Source organism: Enterobacter sp. 3U4 (genome assembly GCF_057224565.1).
The window spans coordinates 590,140-610,815 of sequence record NZ_CP136665.1 but is presented as its reverse complement, the minus strand read 5'-3'; the positions used below and the strand labels follow the sequence as shown (position 1 = coordinate 610,815).

General features: G+C 57.1%; 20 protein-coding genes. 7 read left to right on the top strand and 13 right to left on the bottom strand.

What is annotated here, in order from left to right:
* Nucleotides 1-257 precede the first annotated feature (257 nt).
* The 3 genes from ptsH to crr are packed head-to-tail and all read left to right on the top strand — an operon-like array spanning nt 258 to nt 2,837.
* Nucleotides 258-515, top strand: a complete 258-nt coding sequence (gene ptsH, locus RVY89_RS02925; protein ID WP_045909449.1) for a phosphocarrier protein Hpr — start codon at nt 258-260, stop codon at nt 513-515.
* Nucleotides 516-559: 44 nt separating this feature from the next.
* Nucleotides 560-2,287: a phosphoenolpyruvate-protein phosphotransferase PtsI gene (ptsI, locus tag RVY89_RS02920; RefSeq protein WP_023332954.1), complete on the top strand. Its 1,728-nt coding sequence runs from the start codon at nt 560-562 to the stop codon at nt 2,285-2,287.
* 40 nt (nt 2,288-2,327) lie between these two features.
* Entirely contained in the window at nt 2,328-2,837 is a 510-nt protein-coding gene (gene crr, locus RVY89_RS02915) for a PTS glucose transporter subunit IIA (protein WP_003861316.1), read from the top strand.
* A gap of 44 nt (nt 2,838-2,881) precedes the next feature.
* Here the strand turns inward: crr and pdxK are convergent, their stop codons facing one another.
* The 10 genes from pdxK to RVY89_RS02865 all read right to left on the bottom strand — a co-directional run bounded on the left by pdxK (nt 2,882) and on the right by RVY89_RS02865 (nt 11,229).
* Nucleotides 2,882-3,718, bottom strand: coding sequence for a pyridoxine/pyridoxal/pyridoxamine kinase (gene pdxK, locus RVY89_RS02910; protein ID WP_484826845.1), 837 nt, complete (start codon nt 3,716-3,718; stop codon nt 2,882-2,884).
* Nucleotides 3,719-3,723: 5 nt separating this feature from the next.
* On the bottom strand, nt 3,724-4,635 hold the full coding sequence (gene cysM, locus RVY89_RS02905; RefSeq protein WP_484826844.1) for a cysteine synthase CysM: 912 nt from the start codon (nt 4,633-4,635) through the stop codon (nt 3,724-3,726).
* A gap of 118 nt (nt 4,636-4,753) precedes the next feature.
* Nucleotides 4,754-5,848 (bottom strand): sulfate/thiosulfate ABC transporter ATP-binding protein CysA, encoded by a 1,095-nt coding sequence (gene cysA, locus RVY89_RS02900; RefSeq protein ID WP_196366499.1) that lies wholly within the window; start codon nt 5,846-5,848, stop codon nt 4,754-4,756.
* A complete protein-coding gene (cysW, locus tag RVY89_RS02895; protein ID WP_484826843.1) occupies nt 5,838-6,713 on the bottom strand; it encodes a sulfate/thiosulfate ABC transporter permease CysW in 876 nt (291 codons plus the stop codon). Before cysW ends, cysA begins: the two co-directional genes overlap by 11 nt.
* Entirely contained in the window at nt 6,713-7,546 is an 834-nt protein-coding gene (gene cysT / locus RVY89_RS02890) for a sulfate/thiosulfate ABC transporter permease CysT (RefSeq protein ID WP_004123378.1), read from the bottom strand. The genes cysW and cysT overlap by 1 nt, the downstream gene beginning before the upstream one ends.
* Nucleotides 7,546-8,559, bottom strand: a complete 1,014-nt coding sequence (locus RVY89_RS02885) for a sulfate ABC transporter substrate-binding protein (protein ID WP_484826842.1) — start codon at nt 8,557-8,559, stop codon at nt 7,546-7,548. The genes cysT and RVY89_RS02885 overlap by 1 nt, the downstream gene beginning before the upstream one ends.
* 177 nt (nt 8,560-8,736) lie before the next feature.
* A complete protein-coding gene (locus RVY89_RS02880) occupies nt 8,737-9,636 on the bottom strand; it encodes a Dyp-type peroxidase (RefSeq protein ID WP_484826841.1) in 900 nt (299 codons plus the stop codon).
* Between the two features lie 92 nt (nt 9,637-9,728).
* The gene (locus RVY89_RS02875) at nt 9,729-10,304 is read right to left on the bottom strand and encodes an RpoE-regulated lipoprotein (RefSeq protein WP_024907606.1); all 576 of its coding nucleotides are present in this window, start codon (nt 10,302-10,304) and stop codon (nt 9,729-9,731) included.
* A gap of 63 nt (nt 10,305-10,367) precedes the next feature.
* Complete coding sequence (locus RVY89_RS02870; RefSeq protein ID WP_484826840.1) at nt 10,368-10,817, bottom strand: DUF2919 domain-containing protein; 450 nt, start codon at nt 10,815-10,817, stop codon at nt 10,368-10,370.
* On the bottom strand, nt 10,804-11,229 hold the full coding sequence (locus RVY89_RS02865; RefSeq protein WP_023308738.1) for a GNAT family acetyltransferase: 426 nt from the start codon (nt 11,227-11,229) through the stop codon (nt 10,804-10,806). Before RVY89_RS02865 ends, RVY89_RS02870 begins: the two co-directional genes overlap by 14 nt.
* Before the next feature lie 212 nt (nt 11,230-11,441).
* On the opposite strand from RVY89_RS02865, the gene amiA reads away from it, so the two are divergent.
* Together amiA and hemF are read left to right on the top strand one after the other, a co-directional pair.
* Nucleotides 11,442-12,317, top strand: coding sequence for an N-acetylmuramoyl-L-alanine amidase AmiA (gene amiA / locus RVY89_RS02860; RefSeq protein ID WP_024907603.1), 876 nt, complete (start codon nt 11,442-11,444; stop codon nt 12,315-12,317).
* Entirely contained in the window at nt 12,317-13,216 is a 900-nt protein-coding gene (gene hemF, locus RVY89_RS02855; RefSeq protein WP_484826839.1) for an oxygen-dependent coproporphyrinogen oxidase, read from the top strand. Before amiA ends, hemF begins: the two co-directional genes overlap by 1 nt.
* Before the next feature lie 79 nt (nt 13,217-13,295).
* Here the strand turns inward: hemF and maeB are convergent, their stop codons facing one another.
* Entirely contained in the window at nt 13,296-15,575 is a 2,280-nt protein-coding gene (gene maeB / locus RVY89_RS02850; RefSeq protein ID WP_484826838.1) for an NADP-dependent oxaloacetate-decarboxylating malate dehydrogenase, read from the bottom strand.
* A 289-nt stretch (nt 15,576-15,864) separates the two neighbouring features.
* Here maeB and tal point away from each other — a divergent pair, with 289 nt between their 5' ends.
* Nucleotides 15,865-16,815: a transaldolase gene (gene tal / locus RVY89_RS02845; RefSeq protein ID WP_484826837.1), complete on the top strand. Its 951-nt coding sequence runs from the start codon at nt 15,865-15,867 to the stop codon at nt 16,813-16,815.
* Between the two features lie 19 nt (nt 16,816-16,834).
* Nucleotides 16,835-18,823: a transketolase gene (tkt, locus tag RVY89_RS02840; RefSeq protein WP_484826836.1), complete on the top strand. Its 1,989-nt coding sequence runs from the start codon at nt 16,835-16,837 to the stop codon at nt 18,821-18,823.
* Nucleotides 18,824-18,915: 92 nt separating this feature from the next.
* On the opposite strand, the gene RVY89_RS02835 is transcribed toward tkt, so the two are convergent.
* Nucleotides 18,916-19,959, bottom strand: a complete 1,044-nt coding sequence (locus RVY89_RS02835; protein WP_484826835.1) for a DUF1176 domain-containing protein — start codon at nt 19,957-19,959, stop codon at nt 18,916-18,918.
* A gap of 101 nt (nt 19,960-20,060) precedes the next feature.
* A complete protein-coding gene (nudK, locus tag RVY89_RS02830) occupies nt 20,061-20,654 on the bottom strand; it encodes a GDP-mannose pyrophosphatase NudK (RefSeq protein WP_484826834.1) in 594 nt (197 codons plus the stop codon).
* Between the last annotated feature and the right edge of the window lie 22 nt (nt 20,655-20,676).

Sequence of the window (20,676 nt, the reverse complement as noted above, 5' to 3'; positions counted from 1 at the left end):
TCAAACTTTTGCCCCTCCTGGCATTGCTTCACCCCGTTGGGTCTGGTATTTAAACCAGCAATTATTTTGATGCGTGAAATTAATCGGTGAATGAAATAGCCTTGCTGAATCGATTTTATGATTTGGTTCAAGTCTTGCTTTCGCTGCATAATGTTTAATGACGATCGAAACGTCAGCGCTAACAATACAGGCTAAAGTTCAGTCGCCAGGCTAGACTTTAGTTCCACAACACTAAACCTATAAGTTGGGGAAATACAATGTTCCAGCAAGAAGTTACCATTACCGCTCCGAACGGTCTGCACACCCGCCCTGCTGCTCAGTTTGTTAAAGAAGCAAAAGGCTTTTCTTCTGAAATCACTGTGACTTCCAACGGCAAAAGCGCGAGCGCAAAAAGCCTGTTCAAACTGCAGACTCTGGGCCTGACTCAGGGCACCGTAGTCACCATCTCTGCGGAAGGTGAAGACGAGCAGAAAGCAGTTGAGCATCTGGTAAAACTGATGGCTGAGCTCGAGTAAGTTTCCGGGTTCTTTTAAATATCAGTCACAAGTAAGGTAGGGTTATGATTTCAGGCATTTTAGCATCCCCGGGTATCGCTTTCGGCAAAGCACTGCTGCTGAAAGAAGACGAGATCGTCATCGACCGGAAAAAAATTTCTGCCGACAAGGTTGATCAGGAAGTTGAACGTTTTCTGAGCGGTCGTGCCAAGGCATCTGCGCAACTGGAAGCGATCAAAACTAAAGCTGGCGAAACTTTCGGTGAAGAAAAAGAAGCCATCTTCGAAGGGCATATTATGCTGCTCGAAGATGAGGAGCTGGAGCAGGAAATCATAGCCCTGATTAAAGATAAAGGCATGACGGCCGACGCGGCTGCGCATGAAGTTATCGAAGGTCAGGCAACTGCCCTGGAAGAACTGGATGATGAATACCTGAAAGAGCGTGCGGCTGATGTACGTGACATCGGTAAGCGCCTGCTGCGCAACATCCTGGGTCTGGCCATCATCGACCTGAGCGCGATTCAGGATGAAGTGATCCTGGTTGCCGCTGACCTCACCCCGTCTGAAACCGCACAGCTGAACCTGAAAAAGGTCCTCGGTTTCATCACCGACGCGGGTGGCCGTACCTCCCACACCTCTATCATGGCGCGCTCTCTGGAACTGCCTGCCATCGTGGGTACCGGTAGCGTCACCTCTCAGGTGAAAAACGGCGACTATCTGATTCTGGATGCCGTAAACAATCTGGTTTACGTCAACCCAACCAATGAAGAGATCGATAAACTGCGCGCGGTTCAGGAGCAGGTAGCGACTGAAAAAGCGGAACTCGCTAAGCTGAAAGACCTGCCGGCCATCACCCTTGACGGCCATCAGGTTGAAGTGTGCGCAAACATCGGTACCGTCCGCGACGTTGATGGCGCTGAGCGCAACGGTGCGGAAGGCGTAGGTCTCTATCGTACTGAATTCCTGTTCATGGACCGCGACGCGCTGCCAACGGAAGAAGAGCAGTTTGCTGCTTACAAAGCCGTGGCTGAAGCGTGTGGCTCTCAGGCGGTTATCGTCCGCACCATGGACATCGGTGGCGACAAAGAGCTGCCGTACATGAACTTCCCGAAAGAAGAGAACCCGTTCCTGGGCTGGCGTGCAATCCGTATCGCGATGGATCGTAAAGAGATCCTGCGTGACCAGGTTCGCGCAATCCTGCGTGCCTCTGCGTTCGGTAAGCTGCGCATCATGTTCCCGATGATCATCTCTGTTGAAGAAGTGCGTGCACTGAAGAAAGAGATCGAAATCTACAAGCAGGAACTGCGCGACGAAGGTAAAGCGTTTGACGAGTCAATCGAGATCGGCGTGATGGTGGAAACACCTGCGGCGGCGACCATTGCGCGTCATTTAGCCAAAGAAGTTGATTTCTTTAGTATCGGTACCAATGATTTAACGCAGTACACCCTGGCAGTTGACCGTGGTAATGATATGATTTCACATCTCTACCAGCCAATGTCACCGTCCGTACTGAACTTGATCAAGCAAGTTATTGATGCTTCTCATGCAGAAGGTAAATGGACTGGCATGTGTGGTGAGCTTGCAGGCGACGAACGTGCTACACTTCTGTTGCTGGGTATGGGTCTGGACGAATTCTCTATGAGCGCCATTTCCATCCCGCGCATTAAGAAGATTATCCGTAACACGAACTTCGAAGATGCGAAGGTGTTAGCAGAGCAGGCTCTTGCTCAACCGACAACGGACGAGTTAATGACGCTGGTTAACAAGTTCATTGAAGAAAAAACAATCTGCTAATCCACGAGATGCGGCCCAAATTACTGCTTAGGAGAAGATCATGGGTTTGTTCGATAAACTGAAATCTCTGGTTTCTGATGATAAGAAAGACTCCGGAACTATTGAGATTGTTGCTCCGCTCTCCGGCGAGATCGTCAACATCGAAGACGTGCCGGATGTAGTGTTTGCTGAGAAAATCGTTGGTGATGGCATTGCTATCAAACCAACTGGCAACAAAATGGTTGCTCCAGTTGACGGCACCATCGGTAAAATTTTTGAAACCAACCATGCGTTCTCTATCGAATCTGATAGCGGTATCGAACTGTTCGTTCACTTCGGTATCGACACCGTTGAACTGAAAGGCGAAGGCTTCAAACGTATCGCGGAAGAAGGCCAGCGCGTTAAAGTTGGCGACCCGGTGATTGAATTCGATCTGCCACTGCTGGAAGAAAAAGCCAAGTCTACCCTGACGCCGGTTGTTATCTCCAACATGGACGAAATCAAAGAACTGATCAAACTGTCTGGCAGCGTCACCGTGGGTGAAACCCCGGTTATCCGCATCAAGAAGTAATTCTTGCCGCACAGAAAAATGGCGCCTTCGGGCGCCATTTTTGTTTATGCGGGGAGGATAAGCTCGTCGTAGCCCTTCGACTGGGTATAGAGCATCACGTCCGTCACCCGATCGCCGGCCATGCGAATGGCATCGGCAACGGTTTTTCCCTCAACAATGCCGCTTACCAGTTCTGAACAGAACAGGTCTCCCGTCCCTTTCAGATCGGTTTCTACACGCGGATGCGCGCTAACGGTCACGCCATCGCGGGTGACCAGCACCACGTGGATGTTTTGCGGGTCGTCAGCGACCGGCGCGCTGGTAATCGCCACCCATTTCAGGCTGTCAGAGAGCAGTCCCTGTGCCGCCGCGATGGCGCTTTCCGGCGTGCGGCACGGTTTGCCGCTTAACACTTCCAGCTCGTAGACGTTTGGCGTAATCCCCTGCGCCAGCGGCAGCAGGTGCTCCCGATACGCTTCTGGGATCTCGGGCTTCACGTACATCCCGCTGTCGATATCGCCGATAACCGGGTCAACCAGCACCAGTAGGTCAGGATGCTGAGCTTTGACCGCCTTCAGCCACTGCGCCAGCAGGACGATCTGGCTGGCATTTCCCATATAGCCGGTAGTGACCGCCTTAAGCTCGCGCAGGATCTCGCGCTCTTCCAGCGCCTTCAGGTAGCCGCTGAACCACTCGTCGGGGATCACTCCACCATAAAACGTGTCATAGTGCGGCGTGTTGCTAAAAAGTACCGTTGGCACGGCTGTGACGTTCAGCCTGTGGGTTCGAATATTCGGCACCGCAATGCTGTTACCCACGCTGCCGTAGACCACCTGAGACTGTACCGCGACAATATCGGTTTGCTGCGCCCGGGTATTATCCCGGAATAGAATCATCTCCATGACGCTTAAATCCCCGCCCCCTGCGAATAACTCTCTTCACCAAAAACGCCGGTAGACAGATAGCGATCGCCGCGATCGCAAATAATCGCCACCACCACCGCGCCCGGGTTTGCCTGCGCCACCCGAATCGCGCCCGCTACCGCGCCGCCCGAGCTGACGCCACAGAAGATACCTTCGCGCACGGCCAGCTCACGCATGGTATTTTCCGCCTCGCGCTGGTGAAGATCCAGCACCTGGTCCACAAGCTGCGCATTAAAGATGCCGGGCATATACTCCGCCGGCCAGCGGCGAATGCCCGGAATGCTGCTCCCCTCTTCCGGTTGCAGACCCACAATAGTGACGGTTTTATCCTGCTCGCGCAGAAAACGCGATACCCCGGTAATGGTGCCGGTGGTGCCCATGCTGGAGACAAAATGAGTGATTCTCCCCTCGGTTTGCTGCCAGATTTCCGGGCCGGTGGTGGTGTAGTGGGCGTAAGGGTTATCCGGGTTGTTGAACTGATCGAGCAGTTTACCTTCGCCGCGCTCGGCCATTTCTAACGCCAGGTCGCGCGCACCTTCCATCCCCTGCTCTTTGGTCACCAGAATCAGCTCGGCTCCGTAGGCACGCATCGCGGCGCGGCGCTCCTGGCTCATGTTGTCCGGCATCAGCAGCTTCATGCGGTAGCCTTTCAGCGCCGCAATCATCGCCAGCGCGATACCGGTATTGCCGCTGGTGGCTTCAATCAGCACGTCGCCAGGCTTAATCTCGCCGCGCTTTTCGGCCTGGACGATCATCGACAGCGCCGCCCGGTCTTTTACCGACCCCGCCGGGTTATTGCCTTCGAGTTTGACCCAGATTTCGCTGCCGTTGTCAGGCCCCATGCGCTGAAGCTTGACCAGAGGCGTGTTGCCGATGGTGTGTTCGAGTGTATTCACGATTTTTACTCAATAAAAAAGCCGGGGGGCGCGCAGCGATCCCGGCCTACAAGACGCAGTGATAACTGTAGGCCCGGTCAGCGCAGCGCCGCCGGGCGATAAACATCCTACTAACCTATCAGGCTGACTCCGCCAGAGCAATATCCTCGCGCGTCTCGATGCGATCCTTGCCGTGATAAATACGGGCATGCTGCAGACCGACAAACAGGCGCTCTCCCCGATGCGGCGGCACGTCATCGCGCATCACCACGGTCAGCGGCTCGGTGTACCAGCCCAGCGGCTGTACCACCAGTTGGGTGTAGTGCCCTTTAGGGCTAGCTTCCAGTACCTGCACCGGCAGCGGTGAATCCAGGCTGGTTCGACGGCTCACGTCCACTTCCCACGGACGCAGGAACAGATCGACCGGGCCCTGATGCGCGGAGGTATAGCCCAGCGGCCAGCGGTGCGCGCCCACGTGGAACTGTCCGCCGCGAATGGTGCCCTGCAGACGGTTCACCTCGCCCATAAACTCCAGCACGAAGCGGGTCGCCGGTTCACGCCAGAGCTGCTCCGGCTCGTCAACCTGCTCAATGTTGCCCTGGCTCATGACCACCACGCGATCCGCGACTTCCATCGCCTCTTCCTGGTCGTGGGTCACGAAGACGCTGGTGAATTTCAGCTCTTCATGGAGCTGACGCAGCCAGCGGCGCAGCTCTTTACGCACCTGCGCATCCAGTGCGCCAAAAGGTTCATCCAGCAGCAGAATTTGCGGCTCAACGGCCAGCGCGCGCGCCAGCGCCACGCGCTGTTTCTGCCCGCCGGACAGCTGGGCCGGGAAACGATCCGCCAGATGCGCCAGCTGCACCATCTCCAGCAGTTTGGTTACCTTCGCCTTAATGGTTGCCGCATCCGGGCGCTCGCGACGCGGCAGTACCGTGAGGCCAAACGCAATGTTGTCAAACACGGTCATGTGGCGGAACAGCGCGTAGTGCTGGAACACAAAGCCCACTTTACGATCGCGGGCGTGCAGGCGGCTCACGTCGGTACCGTGGAAGCGGATGTGCCCACTGGTCTGATGCTCAAGCCCGGCGATAATACGCAGCAGCGTGGTTTTGCCGGAGCCAGACGGCCCCAGCAGCGCCACCATTTGTCCGGAAGGGATATCCAGCGAGATATCATTCAGCACCTGGGTGCGACCAAAAGACTTCTTAATATTGGCAATCTCAATGCTCATGATTTCCCTCCTGATGCAGACGTTTTTCCTGATTTTCTAAACGCCACTGCACCACACTCTTCAAAAACAGGGTCAAAATGGCCATCAGCGTCAGCAACGCTGCGGCAGTAAAGGCACCGATGGTGTTGTAGTCCTGCTGCAGCAGTTCAATCTGGAGCGGCAGCGACAGGGTTTCACCCCGGATGGAACCGGAGACGACGGAAACGGCACCGAACTCGCCAATCGCGCGGGCGTTGGTCAGCACCACGCCGTAAAGCAGCGCCCAGCGGATATTCGGCAGCGTCACGCGACGAAACATCTGCCAGCCTGACGCGCCGAGCAACACCGCCGCTTCGTCTTCGTTGCTCCCCTGGCTTAACATCACAGGCACCAGCTCACGCACCACAAACGGACAGGTCACGAAGATAGTAACCAGCACCATGCCCGGCCAGGCGAACATGATCTGCAGGTTATGCTCATCCAGCCAGCCGCCCAGCGGGCCGTTTGAGCCGTAAAAGAGCAGATACACCAGACCGGCAACAACCGGCGATACGGCGAAAGGAATGTCCAACAGGGTCAGCAGCAGCTGACGTCCCGGGAAGTTGAAGCGGGTCACCAGCCACGCCAGCAGGGTACCGAACACGAGGTTCACCGGGACGGTGATCAGCGCAATTAGCACGGTCAGCCAGATGGCGTGCAGCATATCCGGGTTCGCCAGGTTTTCCAGCGCGGGCATCAGTCCCTTGCTGAACGCCTGAACGAAGATATAAATCGTCGGCACGACGAGAATGAGGGCGGACACCAGCACGCCCGCCCCAATCAGAAACCATTTACCCCAGTTGATGCGGGGCGCATCGTATCGCTTCAATTGCGTAACTTCCGCCATTAGTGACCTACCACACGTCGACCAAAGCGACTTTGCAGAGTGTTAATCGAGTACAGCAGCAGCAGCGAGGCCGCGAGGATCACCGAAGCAATCGCGCTCGCCGCTGGATAATCAAACTCCTGCAGGCGAATGAAAATCATCAGCGAGGTCACTTCCGTTTTCCAGGCGATGTTCCCGGCGATAAAAATCACCGCGCCGAACTCGCCGAGGCTGCGGGTAAACGACAGCGCGACGCCCGCCATCAGCGCCGGAGACAGCTCCGGCAGCACCACCTTGCGGAAGCTCTGCCAGCGCGTAGCGCCCAGCGTTTCCGCCGCTTCTTCGTATTCCGGACCTAACTCTTCCAGCACCGGCTGCACAGTACGCACCACAAACGGGATGCTGGTAAAGGCCATCGCCACCGCGATACCGAGCCAGGTATAGGTCACCTTGATGTCAAACTTCGCCAGCCACTCGCCGTACAGCCCGTTCACGGAGAAGAGCGACGCGAGGGTCAAGCCCGCCACCGCCGTCGGCAGCGCGAACGGCAGATCCATCAGGGCGTCAAGCAGCGTGCGGCCCGGGAAGCGATAGCGAGTTAAGATCCACGCCATCAGCAGGCCAAACACGCCGTTAAAAATGGAGGCGACAAACGCCGACAGCAGCGTCACCTTATAGGCCGCCACTACCTGCGGGTTAGTGACCACGTCCCAGTACTGCGCCCAGCTCATCTGCGCAAGCTGCATCACCAGCGCGCTCAGCGGCAACAGCAGGATCAGGCAAACGAACAGCAGGCTGGTCCCGAGGCTTAAGGTAAAGCCCGGCAGCACGCGTTTAGTCGAGACTGCAAACATTACTTATGCCCCGCCGCCAGCAGTTTGTCTAATTCACCGCCGCTGGCAAAATGCGTTTTCATCACGTCTGGCCAGGAGCCAAAATGATCTTCCACGCGGAACAGCGCGGTCTGCGGGAACTTATCTTTCAGCTTGTTCATCACGTCCGGGTTGTTCACGCGGTAGTAGTAATCGGTAATGATGGTCTGCGCCTGCGGGCTGTACAGGTAGTTGAGATAGGCTTTTGCCGCTTTCTCGGTACCGTTTGCCTGCACGTTTTTATCCACCCACGCCACCGGGAATTCGGCCAGGATGTTGGTTTTCGGGATAACGACCTCGAAGCCCTGCGCTTCGTACTGTTTGCGGATGTTATTCACTTCCGATTCAAAGCTGATCAGCACATCGCCCAGGCCGCGCTCTGCGAAAGTCGTGGTCGCCCCGCGGCCACCGGTATCAAACACTTCGACGTTTTTCAGGAACTGGGTCATGAACTGCTCGGTTTTGGCTTTATCGTTACCGTCAGCCTTGTCCGCCGCGCCCCACGCCGCTAAATAGGTGTAACGTGCGTTACCGGAGGTTTTTGGATTCGGGAAAATCAGCTTCACGTCGGAACGCACCAGGTCGCTCCAGTCGTGGATATTCTTCGGATTGCCCTTACGCACCAGGAAGCCCATGGTGGAGTAGAACGGCGAGCTGTTGTTCGGCAGACGGCTCTGCCAGTCCGCCGGGATGAGCTTACCTTTGTCGTGCAGTATCTGCACGTCGGTCACCTGGTTGTAGGTCACCACATCCGCTTTCAGCCCCTGCAAAATCGCCAGCGCCTGCTTGGACGAACCGGCGTGGGACTGCTTGATGGTCAGCTTATCGCCGTCATTGTCTTTCGCCCACTGCTGTTCGAAAGGGGGGTTAAGGGCGGCAAACAGCTCGCGGGAGACGTCATACGAACTGTTTAACAGTTCAGTCGCCTGCGCCTGCGCCACCAGCAGTAAACCTGCCAGCGCCAGAGTTCCTTTTTTCAGTACAGTAACGGCCATTGCGCACCCTTATAAATGTGATGACTATCTTATAGTCATAATATTTATAACGGGGATGAAAGGAGTAACGGTTTTATATACCGTTTGGTGATTTAGAAGCAGAAAAGGGAATAAGGGGTGCGGGGAAAATTGCCGGGTGGCGCTAACGCTTACCCGGCCTACGTATGGAGAGCGATTTTACAGCGCCAGCAGGCGCTCAACGGACGGCGCAAAGTAGTAGCCGCCGGTCACCGGTTTGGTGAAGCGCAGCATGGCGTCGCGCTTGCCGTCGGTATCGCCGAACATGCTCAGCAGCTGCTGTTCAATATTATGCAGGCGCGCGCAGTAGGCGCAGAAGTAGAGGCCGTGCGTGCCGCTTGCCGTGCCATACGGCAGGCTCTGGCGGACAATCTTCAGTCCTTTACCGTCTTCTTTAAGGTCAACGCGGGTCAGGTGAGAGGTCACAGGACGGTCGTCGCCGTCGATCTCTTCGTTGGCTTCTTTCGTACGGCCAATCATCATCTCCTGGTCGTGCACGCTCATGCGGTTAAGCTGCTTGAGGTTATGCTCCCAGCGCTGCACGAACACGTAGCTGCCGCCAGCGTCCACGCCGTCTTTGATTACCGCGACTTCACGTCGCGTCTCTTCCCCTGCCGGGTTTTCCGTTCCGTCGACGAAGCCGCTCAGATCGCGCTCTTCCACCCAGCGGAAACCGTGAACCTCTTCCTGCACCTCAATGCTGTCGCCAAAGGCCGCCACCGCCGCCTGGGCAACGGAGAAGTTCACGTCGTGACGCAGGGAGAGAATGTGGATCAGCACATCATATTGGGTCGCAGGTGCCAGACCTTTGCCGTAAGGGATGAAGTCCTTCAGCTCTTCCGCCCCTTCGCCACCGCTCAACTGACGCCAGACGTTTTTGCCAAAGGCAACAACGGCGCCGAGGTGGGCTTCCGGGAATTTGGCCTGGAAGGTGGCCAGCTTATCAACAAACGCTTTACTGGCCGCACGCAGGGCATCCACGTCCCCTTTAACATTGGCTTCAATCCAAATCGCCGCGCGGCAATGTTCTGGCAAAATGCCACTCTGAACCTGAGACATCGCTCCTCCTGAAATAAAGATGCCACGTCAGCGTGGCATTGATGGCGGGTATTATACCCGGATTTCAGCGAGGCGGTTTGTTCAGGCGCAAATTACTGCTTCCAGAGTATTTTGCTCACTTTCCAGCTCTTGAGCGTGTCGTCAGAGGGCATCAGTCCCTCCGGTCCGCTCCAGGTTCCGGTGAAGACATAGCTGATGTGCTGGCTGCCTTCCGCCTTACATTCCACCGCGACCTTGTCGTCAGACGGCAAGCTGGTGCAATTGCCAAAAGCCTGCTTATAAAGATCGCTAAACGGGGTCCCTACCTTCACGCCGCTAGCGGTCGGAATATCTTCATCCATCACCGCAATTCGGTTTACCGTGCCTTTGTCACCGTTGATCACCAGCGCCAGCTTGTCGCCCTTCAGCGCTTCGTAATAGCGAACAATATTGCCATTCTCCGTTTTCATGCCGCTGCGCAGACGGTAATCGCTGCTGAGCGCATCCTGAATAGCATTCTGATCCAGCGCCGTCGCGGCGGTAATTTTCCCCACGCCCTGCTCGGTCACTTCCGTTGATGAGCCAAACCAGTTCCACGGATACGCGGCGGACCAGTTAATGGAGGAGAGCGTCGAACAGCCGGTCAACGCCAGCGGGAGAGCGCATAAAAGTAAACGCAGCGATTTCATTGAAACGTCCTTTCTTGTTAAATCAACGCTTGTTGGAGTGCGGCATCGGCAAAAAGTGCCGGATTAATCATCCTGCGGCGCAAAACAGGCGCGAAGGCGCGGGTTGGTCAGCAGCCACAGCAGCGCCACAATATCGGCAACCACCAGCGCAACGCCGATGCCCGTCAGCGGTTCACCGTACCACCAGAGTACCGGCTGCCAGAAGAGCAGCGCAATCTGGGCAAGGATCAGCAGCCCACGAAGCGCGCGCCACAAACGCGGGATCGCATGCCGTCGGCCGCTGCACAAGAAAGCCACGACCGCCGGTACGCCCGGCAGCAAGCCGAGCCAGAAGGCATCGCGATCGGGATAAAAGAGCGTCAGCAGCGTGTCGCCCTGCCCGCGCGACGCGGCGGCCATCACAAACAGCACCCAGGTCCGGGCCTGGAGCAGCAGAACGCACCAGAATAATAAGGGCAACCTGACGCGCCCCTGCGCATCATAGTCGGCCGGATGAATCTCAGTACTCTTCATCTTCGATCAGACGCTTTCCTAAACTCAGCACGTCAGAATGCTCGTAGCCCAGACGCTCATACATGCCCAGCACCACGTCGTTATCTTCCCGCACCATGATCTGGATTTTCGGGCAGCCGCGGGCGATCAGCTTCTTCTCGAGCCGGTTCAGCAGCGCATTGGCTATGCCGCGGCCACGGTATTCCGGGTGCACGCCCAGATAATAGGCCGAGCCGCGGTGGCCGTCGTAACCTCCCATTACCGTCCCTACAACCTCGCCATTGACTTCCGCGACCAGAAACAGACTGACGTCGTGATTCACCTTACGTTCGATATCCATTTCCGGATCGTTCCACGGACGCAGCAGATCGCAGCGCTCCCAAAGGGTGATCACCTCTTCGAAATCTTCCTGGCGAAAAACGCGTATCTCCATGGTATTAACCGCCTTTTCGGGTTTAAAAACAGTGATTATGGCGCGAAGCTCGCCTTTCGCCAATAACCGGGGAAAATCTCGCCAAAATTTGGCATAATGTCACTTTGTCACGTATTGAAATGAAAAGTAAAACAATTCTCAATATGGACTGTCGTAACGGGAAACACGATACGATATAACACCAGGACCCCATTTTTTAGTATTCAGGCCGCATGAGCACATTCAAACCATTAAAAGCACTCACATCGCGTCGTCAGGTTCTCAAAGCGGGGCTGGCGGCCTTAACGTTAACGGGCATCGCAAAGCAGGCTCAGGCGAAAGACGAGAGCACGCTCAAAACCAGTAACGGACACAGCAAACCGAAAGCCAAAAAGCCGGGCGCGAAGCGTCTGGTGATGCTAGACCCAGGGCACGGCGGCATTGATACCGGCGCCATCGGCAAAAACGGGTCGAAAGAAAAACACGTCGTGCTGGCAATTGCAAAAAATGTGCGCGCAATTTTACGCAGCAACGGCATTGACGCCCGCCTGACGCGCTCTGGCGATACCTTTATTCCGCTGTATGACCGGGTTGAGATCGCCCATCAGCACGGAGCGGATCTGTTTATGTCGATTCACGCCGACGGCTTTACCAACCCGTCAGCCGCCGGTGCCTCGGTGTTTGCGCTTTCCAACCGTGGCGCCAGTAGCGCCATGGCAAAATACCTCTCCGACCGTGAAAACCGGGCGGATGAAGTCGCCGGGAAGAAAGCCACTGACAAGGATCACCTGTTACAGCAGGTGCTGTTTGACCTCGTGCAGACGGATACGATCAAAAACAGCCTGACGCTCGGCTCGCATATTCTGAAAAAGATTAAGCCGGTGCATCGACTGCACAGTAAAGGCACCGAGCAGGCGGCGTTCGTGGTGCTGAAATCACCGTCCATCCCGTCCGTGCTGGTGGAAACCTCGTTCATTACCAACCCGGAAGAGGAGCGACTCCTCGGCACCACGGCGTTTCGTCAGAAGATTGCCAACGCCATCGCCTCCGGCATTATCAGTTACTTCAACTGGTTCGATAACCAAAAAGCGCACTCCAGGAAACGTTGATGAAACCCGATGCTCAACTGGTCAAAACCTTCCTGCTGCAGCTGCAGGATGAGATTTGCCAGAAACTAGCCGCCGCAGACGGCGGTGAATTTCAGGAAGATACCTGGCAGCGCGAGGCCGGTGGCGGCGGGCGCAGCCGCGTGTTGCGTAACGGCGGCATCTTTGAACAGGCGGGCGTGAATTTTTCCCACGTTCACGGCGACGCCATACCCGCGTCTGCGACGGCGCACCGTCCTGAGCTGGCGGGCCGCAGCTTCGAGGCGATGGGCGTCTCGCTGGTGGTGCATCCGCACAATCCGTTTGTGCCCACCAGCCACGCCAACGTGCGCTTTTTCATTGCGGAAAAACCGGGCGCCGATCCGATCTGGTGGTTCGGCGGCGGTTTCGACTTAACGCCCTATTACGGCTTCGAAGAAGATGCCGTGCACTGGCACACCACCGCGCGGGATCTTTGCCTGCCGTTTGGCGAAGACGTCTACCCGAAATTTAAAAAGTGGTGCGACGACTACTTTTACCTGAAGCACCGCGACGAGCAGCGCGGCATCGGCGGGCTGTTCTTTGACGATCTCAACACGCCTGATTTTGATACCGCGTTCAGCTTTATGCGCGCGGTGGGCGAAGGCTATACCGACGCGTACCTGCCGATTGTCGAGCGCCGAAAAAATACCGACTACGGCGTGCGCGAGCGCGAGTTCCAGCTCTACCGCCGCGGGCGCTACGTGGAGTTCAACCTGGTGTGGGATCGCGGGACGCTGTTCGGCCTGCAGACCGGCGGGCGTACGGAGTCGATTCTGATGTCGATGCCGCCGCTGGTGCGCTGGGAGTACTGCTACGAGCCCAAAGAAGGCAGCCCGGAGGCTGCCTTGAGTGAATTCCTGAAAGTACGCGACTGGGTGTAACTGCCGGATGGCGCTGCGCTTATCCGGCCTACTTAACCCGTAGGTCGGGTAAGCGAACGCGCCACCCGACACCACGCGCTTACAGAGGCTGCGTCTGCGCCTCAACCACCGCCAGCGCCACCATGTTCACGATACGACGCACGGAGGCAATCGGCGTTAACACGTGCACCGGTTTCGCCACGCCCATCAGCACCGGTCCTACGGTTACCCCTTCAGAGCTGGAGACGCGCAGCAGGTTATAGCTGATACGCGCCGCTTCCACGTTCGGCATAATCAGGATGTTAGCCGATCCCTTCAGCGGGCTGTCCGGCATACGTTCGTTACGGATGCTCTCCACCAGCGCCGCATCGCCGTGCATTTCACCGTCAATCATCAGCTCCGGCGCACGCTCGCGCACCAGCGCCAGCGTCTCACGCATTTTGCAGGCCGCCGCGGATTTAGACGAACCAAAGTTAGAGTGCGACAACAGCGCCACCTTCGGCTCAATACCAAAGCGACGCACGGTCTCGGCGGCCATCACGGTGATCTCCGCCAGCTCGTCCGGGGTCGGGTCGTCGTTAACGTAGGTATCGGCAATAAAGGTGTTGCCGCTTGGCAGCAGCAGCGCGTTCATCGCCCCGGCGGTATGGACGCCGTCGCGATAGCCGAAGATCTCCTGCACCACGCTAAAGTGCTCGTGGTAATCGCCGATGGTGCCGCAGATCAGCGCATCCGCCTCGCCGCGATGAACCATGATCGCGCCGATCACCGTCGTGTTGCTGATGACGGCTTTCTGCGCCTGCTCCTGGGTGATCCCCCGACGCTTCATGATCGCGTAGTATTCGCTCCAGTACTCTTTAAAGCGCGGATCGGATTCGTTGTTAACGATCTCGAAGTCGACGCCCGGCTTAATCTGCAGGCCCAGCTTCTGGATACGCATTTCAATCACGCTCGGTCGACCAATCAGGATCGGCTTCGCCAGGCCTAAGGTGATCAGCTCCTGGGTAGCGTGCAGCACTCGCGCCTCTTCCCCTTCCGCCAGCACCACGCGCTTCGCGTCGGCGCGGGCCTGAGAGAAGATCGGCTTCATGAACAGGTTGGTTTTATAGACAAACTCGGTGAGCTTATCGACGTAAGCGTCGAAATCCTGAATCGGACGCGTCGCTACGCCGGAGTCCATCGCCGCTTTAGCCACCGCTGGCGCAATTTTGACAATCAGACGCGGGTCGAACGGTTTTGGGATGATGTAGTCCGGGCCAAAGCTCAGATCCTGATCGCCGTACGCAGACGCGACCACTTCGCTCTGCTCGGCGTGCGCCAGCTCCGCGATGGCGTGAACGGCGGCCAGCTTCATCTCTTCGTTGATCGCCGTCGCGCCGACGTCCAGCGCGCCGCGGAAGATGAACGGGAAGCAGAGCACGTTGTTGACCTGGTTCGGGTAGTCGGAACGCCCGGTACAGATAATGGCATCTTCACGCACCGCTTTCGCCAGCGGCGGAAGAATTTCCGGCTCAGGGTTCGCCAGGGCCAGGATCATCGGCGCGCGCGCCATCTTCTTCACCATCTCCTGGGTCAGCACCTTCGGACCCGAGCAGCCGAGGAAGATATCCGCGCCGTCAATGACGTCCTCAAGCGTACGTTTACCGTCGTCTTCTACCGCATACGCCGCTTTGGTTTCCGCCATGTTCGGCTCGCGGTCTTTGTAAATTACGCCCTTGGAATCGCAGACCACAATGTTGTGTTTCTGCATCCCCAGCGCAACCAGCAGGTTCATACAGGCGATGGCCGCGGCGCCTGCGCCAGAAACCACCATGCGCACGTCGGAGAGATTTTTCTCTACCACGCGCAGGCCGTTCAGAATCGCAGCGGTGCTGATAATGGCCGTGCCGTGCTGGTCGTCATGGAACACGGGAATGTTCATACGTTCGCGCAGCTTCTGCTCGATATAGAAACATTCCGGCGCTTTGATGTCTTCCAGGTTAATCCCGCCGAAAGTCGGCTCCAGCGCGGCCACCACGTTGATGAATTTGTCAGGATCGAGTTCATCCACCTCGATATCGAACACGTCGATACCGGCGAATTTCTTGAACAGTACCCCCTTGCCTTCCATCACCGGCTTGCCGGCCAGCGCGCCGATGTTGCCCAGCCCCAGCACCGCCGTGCCGTTAGAGATTACGGCGACCAGGTTGCCACGCGCGGTATATTTGTAGGCCGCCAGCGGATCTTTTTCGATTTCCAGACACGGTGCCGCCACGCCCGGCGAATAGGCCAGCGCCAGATCGCGCTGGGTTGCCAGCGGCTTGGTTGGGGAGACCTGGATTTTTCCCGGAACAGGGAACTCGTGAAAATCGAGGGCACTCTGTTTCAACTGCTCATCCATCTTATTTTTCCTTTCACGTATCGGTCAAAAGGGTGACGAAAGCGATCCTGTTGCACACCCTGGTGTGCCGCCTAGTATCGCCTCAGACCGCCTCCTAAACTTTGAAGGCTGCCAAACTCTCACCATCACACATTAAAAATTGTTATCAATTTATAACAGCCATGTTACCCGTCTCAAAAGCAATGGCTCCCCCGTCTGCTATGCTTTTTTGTTAAGTCCATCATGATTTTTCCAGAAGTGTGAACTAACGCACTCATCTAACTCTTTTATTTCCAAGGAGTAATCATTTATGAACCAGCTAGACGGCATCAAACAATTCACCACCGTAGTGGCCGACAGCGGCGATATCGAGTCGATTCGTCACTACCAGCCGGAGGATGCGACCACTAACCCTTCGCTACTGCTCAAGGCAGCCGGGCTAACCCATTTTAGTCATCTGATTGATGACGCCATTGCCTACGGTAAACAGCGCGGGAAAACGCAGGAGCAGCAGGTCGCCGAAGCCAGCGACAAGCTGGCGGTTAATTTTGGTGCGGAAATTCTTAAAAGCATTCCGGGGCGCGTCTCGACCGAAGTTGACGCCCGCCTCTCCTTCGATAAAGAAAAGAGCATTAATAAAGCGCGTCGTCTGGTGGAACTCTACCAGGAGCAGGGGATCGATAAATCACGCATTTTGATTAAGCTGGCGTCTACCTGGGAAGGCATCCGCGCCGCAGAAGTGCTGGAAAAAGAGGGGATTCACTGTAACCTGACGCTGCTGTTCTCCTTTGCCCAGGCGCGCGCCTGTGCCGAAGCGGGCGTGTTCCTGGTGTCACCGTTTGTCGGGCGCATCTACGACTGGTATCAGGCAAAACAGCCGATGGATCCGTACGTGGTGGATGAGGATCCGGGCGTGAAATCGGTCCGCAATATTTACGACTACTACAAACAGCACCGCTACGAAACCATCGTGATGGGGGCCAGCTTCCGCCGTACCGAGCAGATCCTTGCCCTGGCAGGCTGCGACCGCCTGACCATCTCCCCTAACCTGCTCCAGGAGCTACAGGACAAAGAAGAAACGGTGATCCGCAAGCTGGTGCCGACCTCTACCGTTCTGCCAAAACCGAAAGCCATGGCCGAAGCGGAGTTCCGCTGGGAGCACAATCAGGACGCGATGGCCGTGGAAAAACTGGCGGAAGGTATCCGTCTGTTCGCCGTCGACCAGCGCAAACTTGAAGATCTTCTCGCTGCCAAACTTTAACCTTGCCACGGAGTGAACTATGTCCCGTAAAGATCTCGCCAATGCCATTCGCGCCCTCAGCATGGATGCCGTGCAGAAAGCCAATTCCGGCCACCCCGGCGCACCGATGGGCATGGCCGATATTGCCGAAGTGCTGTGGAACGACTTCCTGAAGCACAACCCCAACGATCCCACCTGGTACGACCGTGACCGCTTTATTCTCTCCAACGGTCACGCCTCGATGCTGCTCTACAGCCTGCTGCACCTGTCCGGATACGACCTGCCGCTTGAGGAGCTGAAAAACTTCCGCCAGCTGCACTCCAAAACCCCGGGACACCCGGAGATTGGCTATACGCCGGGCGTGGAGACCACCACCGGGCCGCTCGGTCAGGGGCTGGCAAATGCGGTCGGACTGGCGATTGCCGAGCGTACGCTGGCGGCACAGTTCAACCAGCCGGACCACGAGATTGTCGATCACTACACCTACGTGTTTATGGGTGACGGCTGTCTGATGGAGGGGATCTCGCACGAGGTCTGCTCCCTGGCGGGCACCCTGGGGCTGGGCAAGCTGATCGGGTTCTACGATCACAACGGCATCTCTATCGACGGGGAAACCGAAGGCTGGTTTACCGACGACACGGCAAAACGCTTCGAGGCCTACCACTGGCACGTGGTGCATGAGATCGACGGCCACGATCCTGAGGCGGTGAAAAAAGCGATTCAGGAAGCGCAGAGCGTGAAGGACAAACCGTCCCTGATTATCTGCCGCACGGTTATCGGCTTCGGCTCACCGAACAAGGCCGGCAAAGAAGAGGCGCACGGCGCGGCGCTGGGCGAGGAGGAAGTGGCGCTGACCCGGCAGAAGCTGGGCTGGAAATACCCGCCGTTTGAGATCCCGAAAGAGATCTACAGAGCCTGGGATGCCCGTGAAGATGGTGAGAAAGCCCAGCACGCCTGGAACGAGAAGTTTGCCGCCTATAAAAAAGCGCACCCGGATCTGGCCGCCGAGTTTTCCCGCCGCATGAGCGGCGGTCTGCCAGAGGACTGGGACGATAAAACTCAGGCGTTGATTGAAAACCTGCAGTCCAACCCGGCAAAAATCGCTACCCGAAAGGCGTCGCAAAATACCCTGAACGCAATCGGCCCTATTCTGCCCGAACTGCTCGGCGGCTCGGCGGACCTGGCGCCAAGCAACCTGACGATCTGGTCGGGCTCGAAATCGCTGAAAGAGGACATTGCCGGGAACTATATCCACTACGGCGTGCGCGAGTTCGGGATGACCGCGATCGCCAACGGCATCGCTCACCACGGCGGCTTCGTACCCTACACCGCCACCTTCCTGATGTTCGTCGAATACGCCCGTAACGCGGCGCGCATGGCAGCGCTGATGAAGGCGCGGCAGATTATGGTCTATACCCACGACTCCATCGGTCTGGGAGAAGACGGCCCCACCCACCAGGCGGTTGAACAGCTGGCGAGCCTGCGCCTGACGCCAAACTTCAGCACCTGGCGTCCCTGCGATCAGGTCGAAGCGGCGGTGGGCTGGAAGCTGGCGGTAGAACGCCATAACGGCCCGACGGCACTGATTCTGTCACGCCAGAACCTGGCGCAGATAGAGCGCACTCCGGAGCAGGTGAAGAACATCGCCCGCGGCGGCTATATCCTGAAAGACAGCGGCGGCAAGCCGGACGTGATCCTGATTGCGACCGGTTCAGAGGTGGAAATCACGGTGAAAGCGGCGGAGAAACTGACCGCAGAAGGCCACGCGGTGCGGGTCGTATCCCTGCCCTCAACGGATATCTTTGACGCCCAGGACGAGGCGTACCGGGAATCGGTCCTGCCGTCCAGCGTCGCGGCGCGAGTGGCGGTGGAGGCCGGAATTGCCGACTACTGGTACAAGTATGTCGGGCTCAAAGGAGCGATTGTGGGCATGCGGGGCTACGGTGAGTCCGCCCCTGCCGATAAGCTGTTCCCGTACTTCGGCTTTACCGTTGAGAACGTGGTTGAGAAGGCGTTGAGCGTGCTGTAGCGCGGTCTGCGTGCCCGGTGGCGCTACGCTTACCGGGCCTACGGTTCGGTTTTTGTAGGCCGGATAAGGCGAAGCCGCCACCCGGCAAAAAGCTACCGCGTGATCCACAGCGTGGGCCAGGCGTCTGGCCCGTTCCAGTTATCGCAGCTGGGTTCCTCAGCATAACGCACCAGGCGGAAACACTGGCCGTCAAAACGCCAGCGCGTCTGGATCCCGCAATCGCCCAAACCACGCCCCAGCGCAAGCGTTGTCAGCTCGCGAGTCTTCTCATCAAAGCTGGCGTTCATCAGCTCCATTTCGCTGCTTTCGCTTGAAGGCGTAAACGGCAGACGCAGCCTGACGCTGCGGGCAGAGAACGGTTTCTTACGTGACACCAGCCACGCCAGATCGACGGTGTTATAGGCCCCCGCCTCGCAGCTGACGATCAGCAGCGCCTTGTCATCGGTTAACGCGGTGACGCGCACCTCCCGGCGGTTAGGATCGAGCGAGCACTGGCTGCTGTTCATCCTGCCGGTACCGTAATCCAGCAGGTCGTTCAGTTCGGCATGGGAAAGCGGAGTTGGGGTAGGATTAACGGTCGCCACCTTTTTCAGGGCGGGTGCGGGCGGTACGCTTAACGGCGGATCGTCACCTTTCCTGATCCACGCGGTTTCGCTGCCAACGCGCTTTTGCTGCGCATCAATGAACAGCAGCGCGGCTTTCAGACCGCTGAGAGAAATCACCTGTTTACCGCCGCGCAGGGTCAGGGCCTTCCCTTCCTGGATATTTTTCAGAAAGGCGGTGATGGTGGCCGCATCGTCCGTTTTCAGATGCCAGGGCGTAAGCTGCCAGCGCTGTTTGTCCAGCTTCACGGGAACATTATCCAGCAGCAGCCGGGGGGCAATCTCAGGTTCTTTCACGGAAGGAGTATCAAGACCGCCGAGATCGATACGCAGCGTGGCATCCGTTTTCGCCCCGGCGCTTCGGGTGAGCGTCATGACCAGGCCACGGTGTTCGCCCGTGTTGCGGGCAAGGCAAAAGTTCTGGTTATTGCAGGTCACCTGCCAGTCAGAAAAGCCTTGCTGCGCGGGTGCAGCCCACACCTGCGTCGCGAGGAGCACATAAAACAGGGAAAAGAAAAAGACGCTGTAGCGCATGAATGGCACAATCCCGGAACGAAAACGCGTAACTGGGCAGTATCTTCGTGTTCCCGCCGGGGTTGCTCAATCGGATTTATCAGATATACCCGAAAAAGAGGTTATATCCGTTCGAAAGGAGTATTCATCAGCCCGGTAGTCTGTAAATACTGCAGTAAGATCACCGCTTTACCATCCCTGATTTCGCCTGAACGCACCATCTCCAGCGCCCGGACAAAAGGAAGCTCCAGCACTTCGATATCTTCATCCTCTACGCCACCGCCCCGGTGGGTGCGCTGCGCGTCGCTGTATTCCGCAATGAAGAAATGGACGATTTCCGTTACGCCGCCCGGCGACATAAACAGCTCGAAGACCTTTTTGACCTCGCCCACTTCGAAGCCGGTCTCTTCGACGGCCTCTTTGCGGATGCATACTTCCGGCTCATCGTCATCGAGCAGGCCCGCGCAGGTTTCAATCAAACGTCCGTCAGGGTTGCCATTAACCCATGTCGCCACCCTGAACTGGCGGATCAGCACCACGCTCTGCTTTTCACGGTTATAGAGCAGAATGGTTGCTCCGTTACCGCGGTCGTAGACCTCGCGCCTGTGGCGGATCACTTCACCGTTGTTACGCGTAAGATCGTAGGTGATGTTACGCAGGACAAAGTAGTTTTCAGAAAGAATTTTGTCTTTGATAACGTCAATTTTCAGGGTCATACGGGCTCCACGACACAATGAG

Bases quoted from the DNA above. Each gene is read 5' to 3' on its own strand.
- RVY89_RS02870 (WP_484826840.1), bottom strand. From the start codon at position 10,817: ATGAAGAGTACTGAGATTCATCCGGCCGACTATGATGCGCAGGGGCGC.
- ptsI (WP_023332954.1), top strand. From the start codon at position 560: ATGATTTCAGGCATTTTAGCATCCCCGGGTATCGCTTTCGGCAAAGCA.
- nudK (WP_484826834.1), bottom strand. From the start codon at position 20,654: ATGACCCTGAAAATTGACGTTATCAAAGACAAAATTCTTTCTGAAAAC.
- RVY89_RS02865 (WP_023308738.1), bottom strand. From the start codon at position 11,229: ATGGAGATACGCGTTTTTCGCCAGGAAGATTTCGAAGAGGTGATCACC.
- cysA (WP_196366499.1), bottom strand. From the start codon at position 5,848: ATGAGCATTGAGATTGCCAATATTAAGAAGTCTTTTGGTCGCACCCAG.
- hemF (WP_484826839.1), top strand. From the start codon at position 12,317: ATGAAACCCGATGCTCAACTGGTCAAAACCTTCCTGCTGCAGCTGCAG.
- RVY89_RS02880 (WP_484826841.1), bottom strand. From the start codon at position 9,636: ATGTCTCAGGTTCAGAGTGGCATTTTGCCAGAACATTGCCGCGCGGCG.
- maeB (WP_484826838.1), bottom strand. From the start codon at position 15,575: ATGGATGAGCAGTTGAAACAGAGTGCCCTCGATTTTCACGAGTTCCCT.
- ptsH (WP_045909449.1), top strand. From the start codon at position 258: ATGTTCCAGCAAGAAGTTACCATTACCGCTCCGAACGGTCTGCACACC.
- tkt (WP_484826836.1), top strand. From the start codon at position 16,835: ATGTCCCGTAAAGATCTCGCCAATGCCATTCGCGCCCTCAGCATGGAT.
- RVY89_RS02875 (WP_024907606.1), bottom strand. From the start codon at position 10,304: ATGAAATCGCTGCGTTTACTTTTATGCGCTCTCCCGCTGGCGTTGACC.
- crr (WP_003861316.1), top strand. From the start codon at position 2,328: ATGGGTTTGTTCGATAAACTGAAATCTCTGGTTTCTGATGATAAGAAA.
- RVY89_RS02835 (WP_484826835.1), bottom strand. From the start codon at position 19,959: ATGCGCTACAGCGTCTTTTTCTTTTCCCTGTTTTATGTGCTCCTCGCG.
- pdxK (WP_484826845.1), bottom strand. From the start codon at position 3,718: ATGGAGATGATTCTATTCCGGGATAATACCCGGGCGCAGCAAACCGAT.
- RVY89_RS02885 (WP_484826842.1), bottom strand. From the start codon at position 8,559: ATGGCCGTTACTGTACTGAAAAAAGGAACTCTGGCGCTGGCAGGTTTA.
- cysT (WP_004123378.1), bottom strand. From the start codon at position 7,546: ATGTTTGCAGTCTCGACTAAACGCGTGCTGCCGGGCTTTACCTTAAGC.
- tal (WP_484826837.1), top strand. From the start codon at position 15,865: ATGAACCAGCTAGACGGCATCAAACAATTCACCACCGTAGTGGCCGAC.
- amiA (WP_024907603.1), top strand. From the start codon at position 11,442: ATGAGCACATTCAAACCATTAAAAGCACTCACATCGCGTCGTCAGGTT.
- cysW (WP_484826843.1), bottom strand. From the start codon at position 6,713: ATGGCGGAAGTTACGCAATTGAAGCGATACGATGCGCCCCGCATCAAC.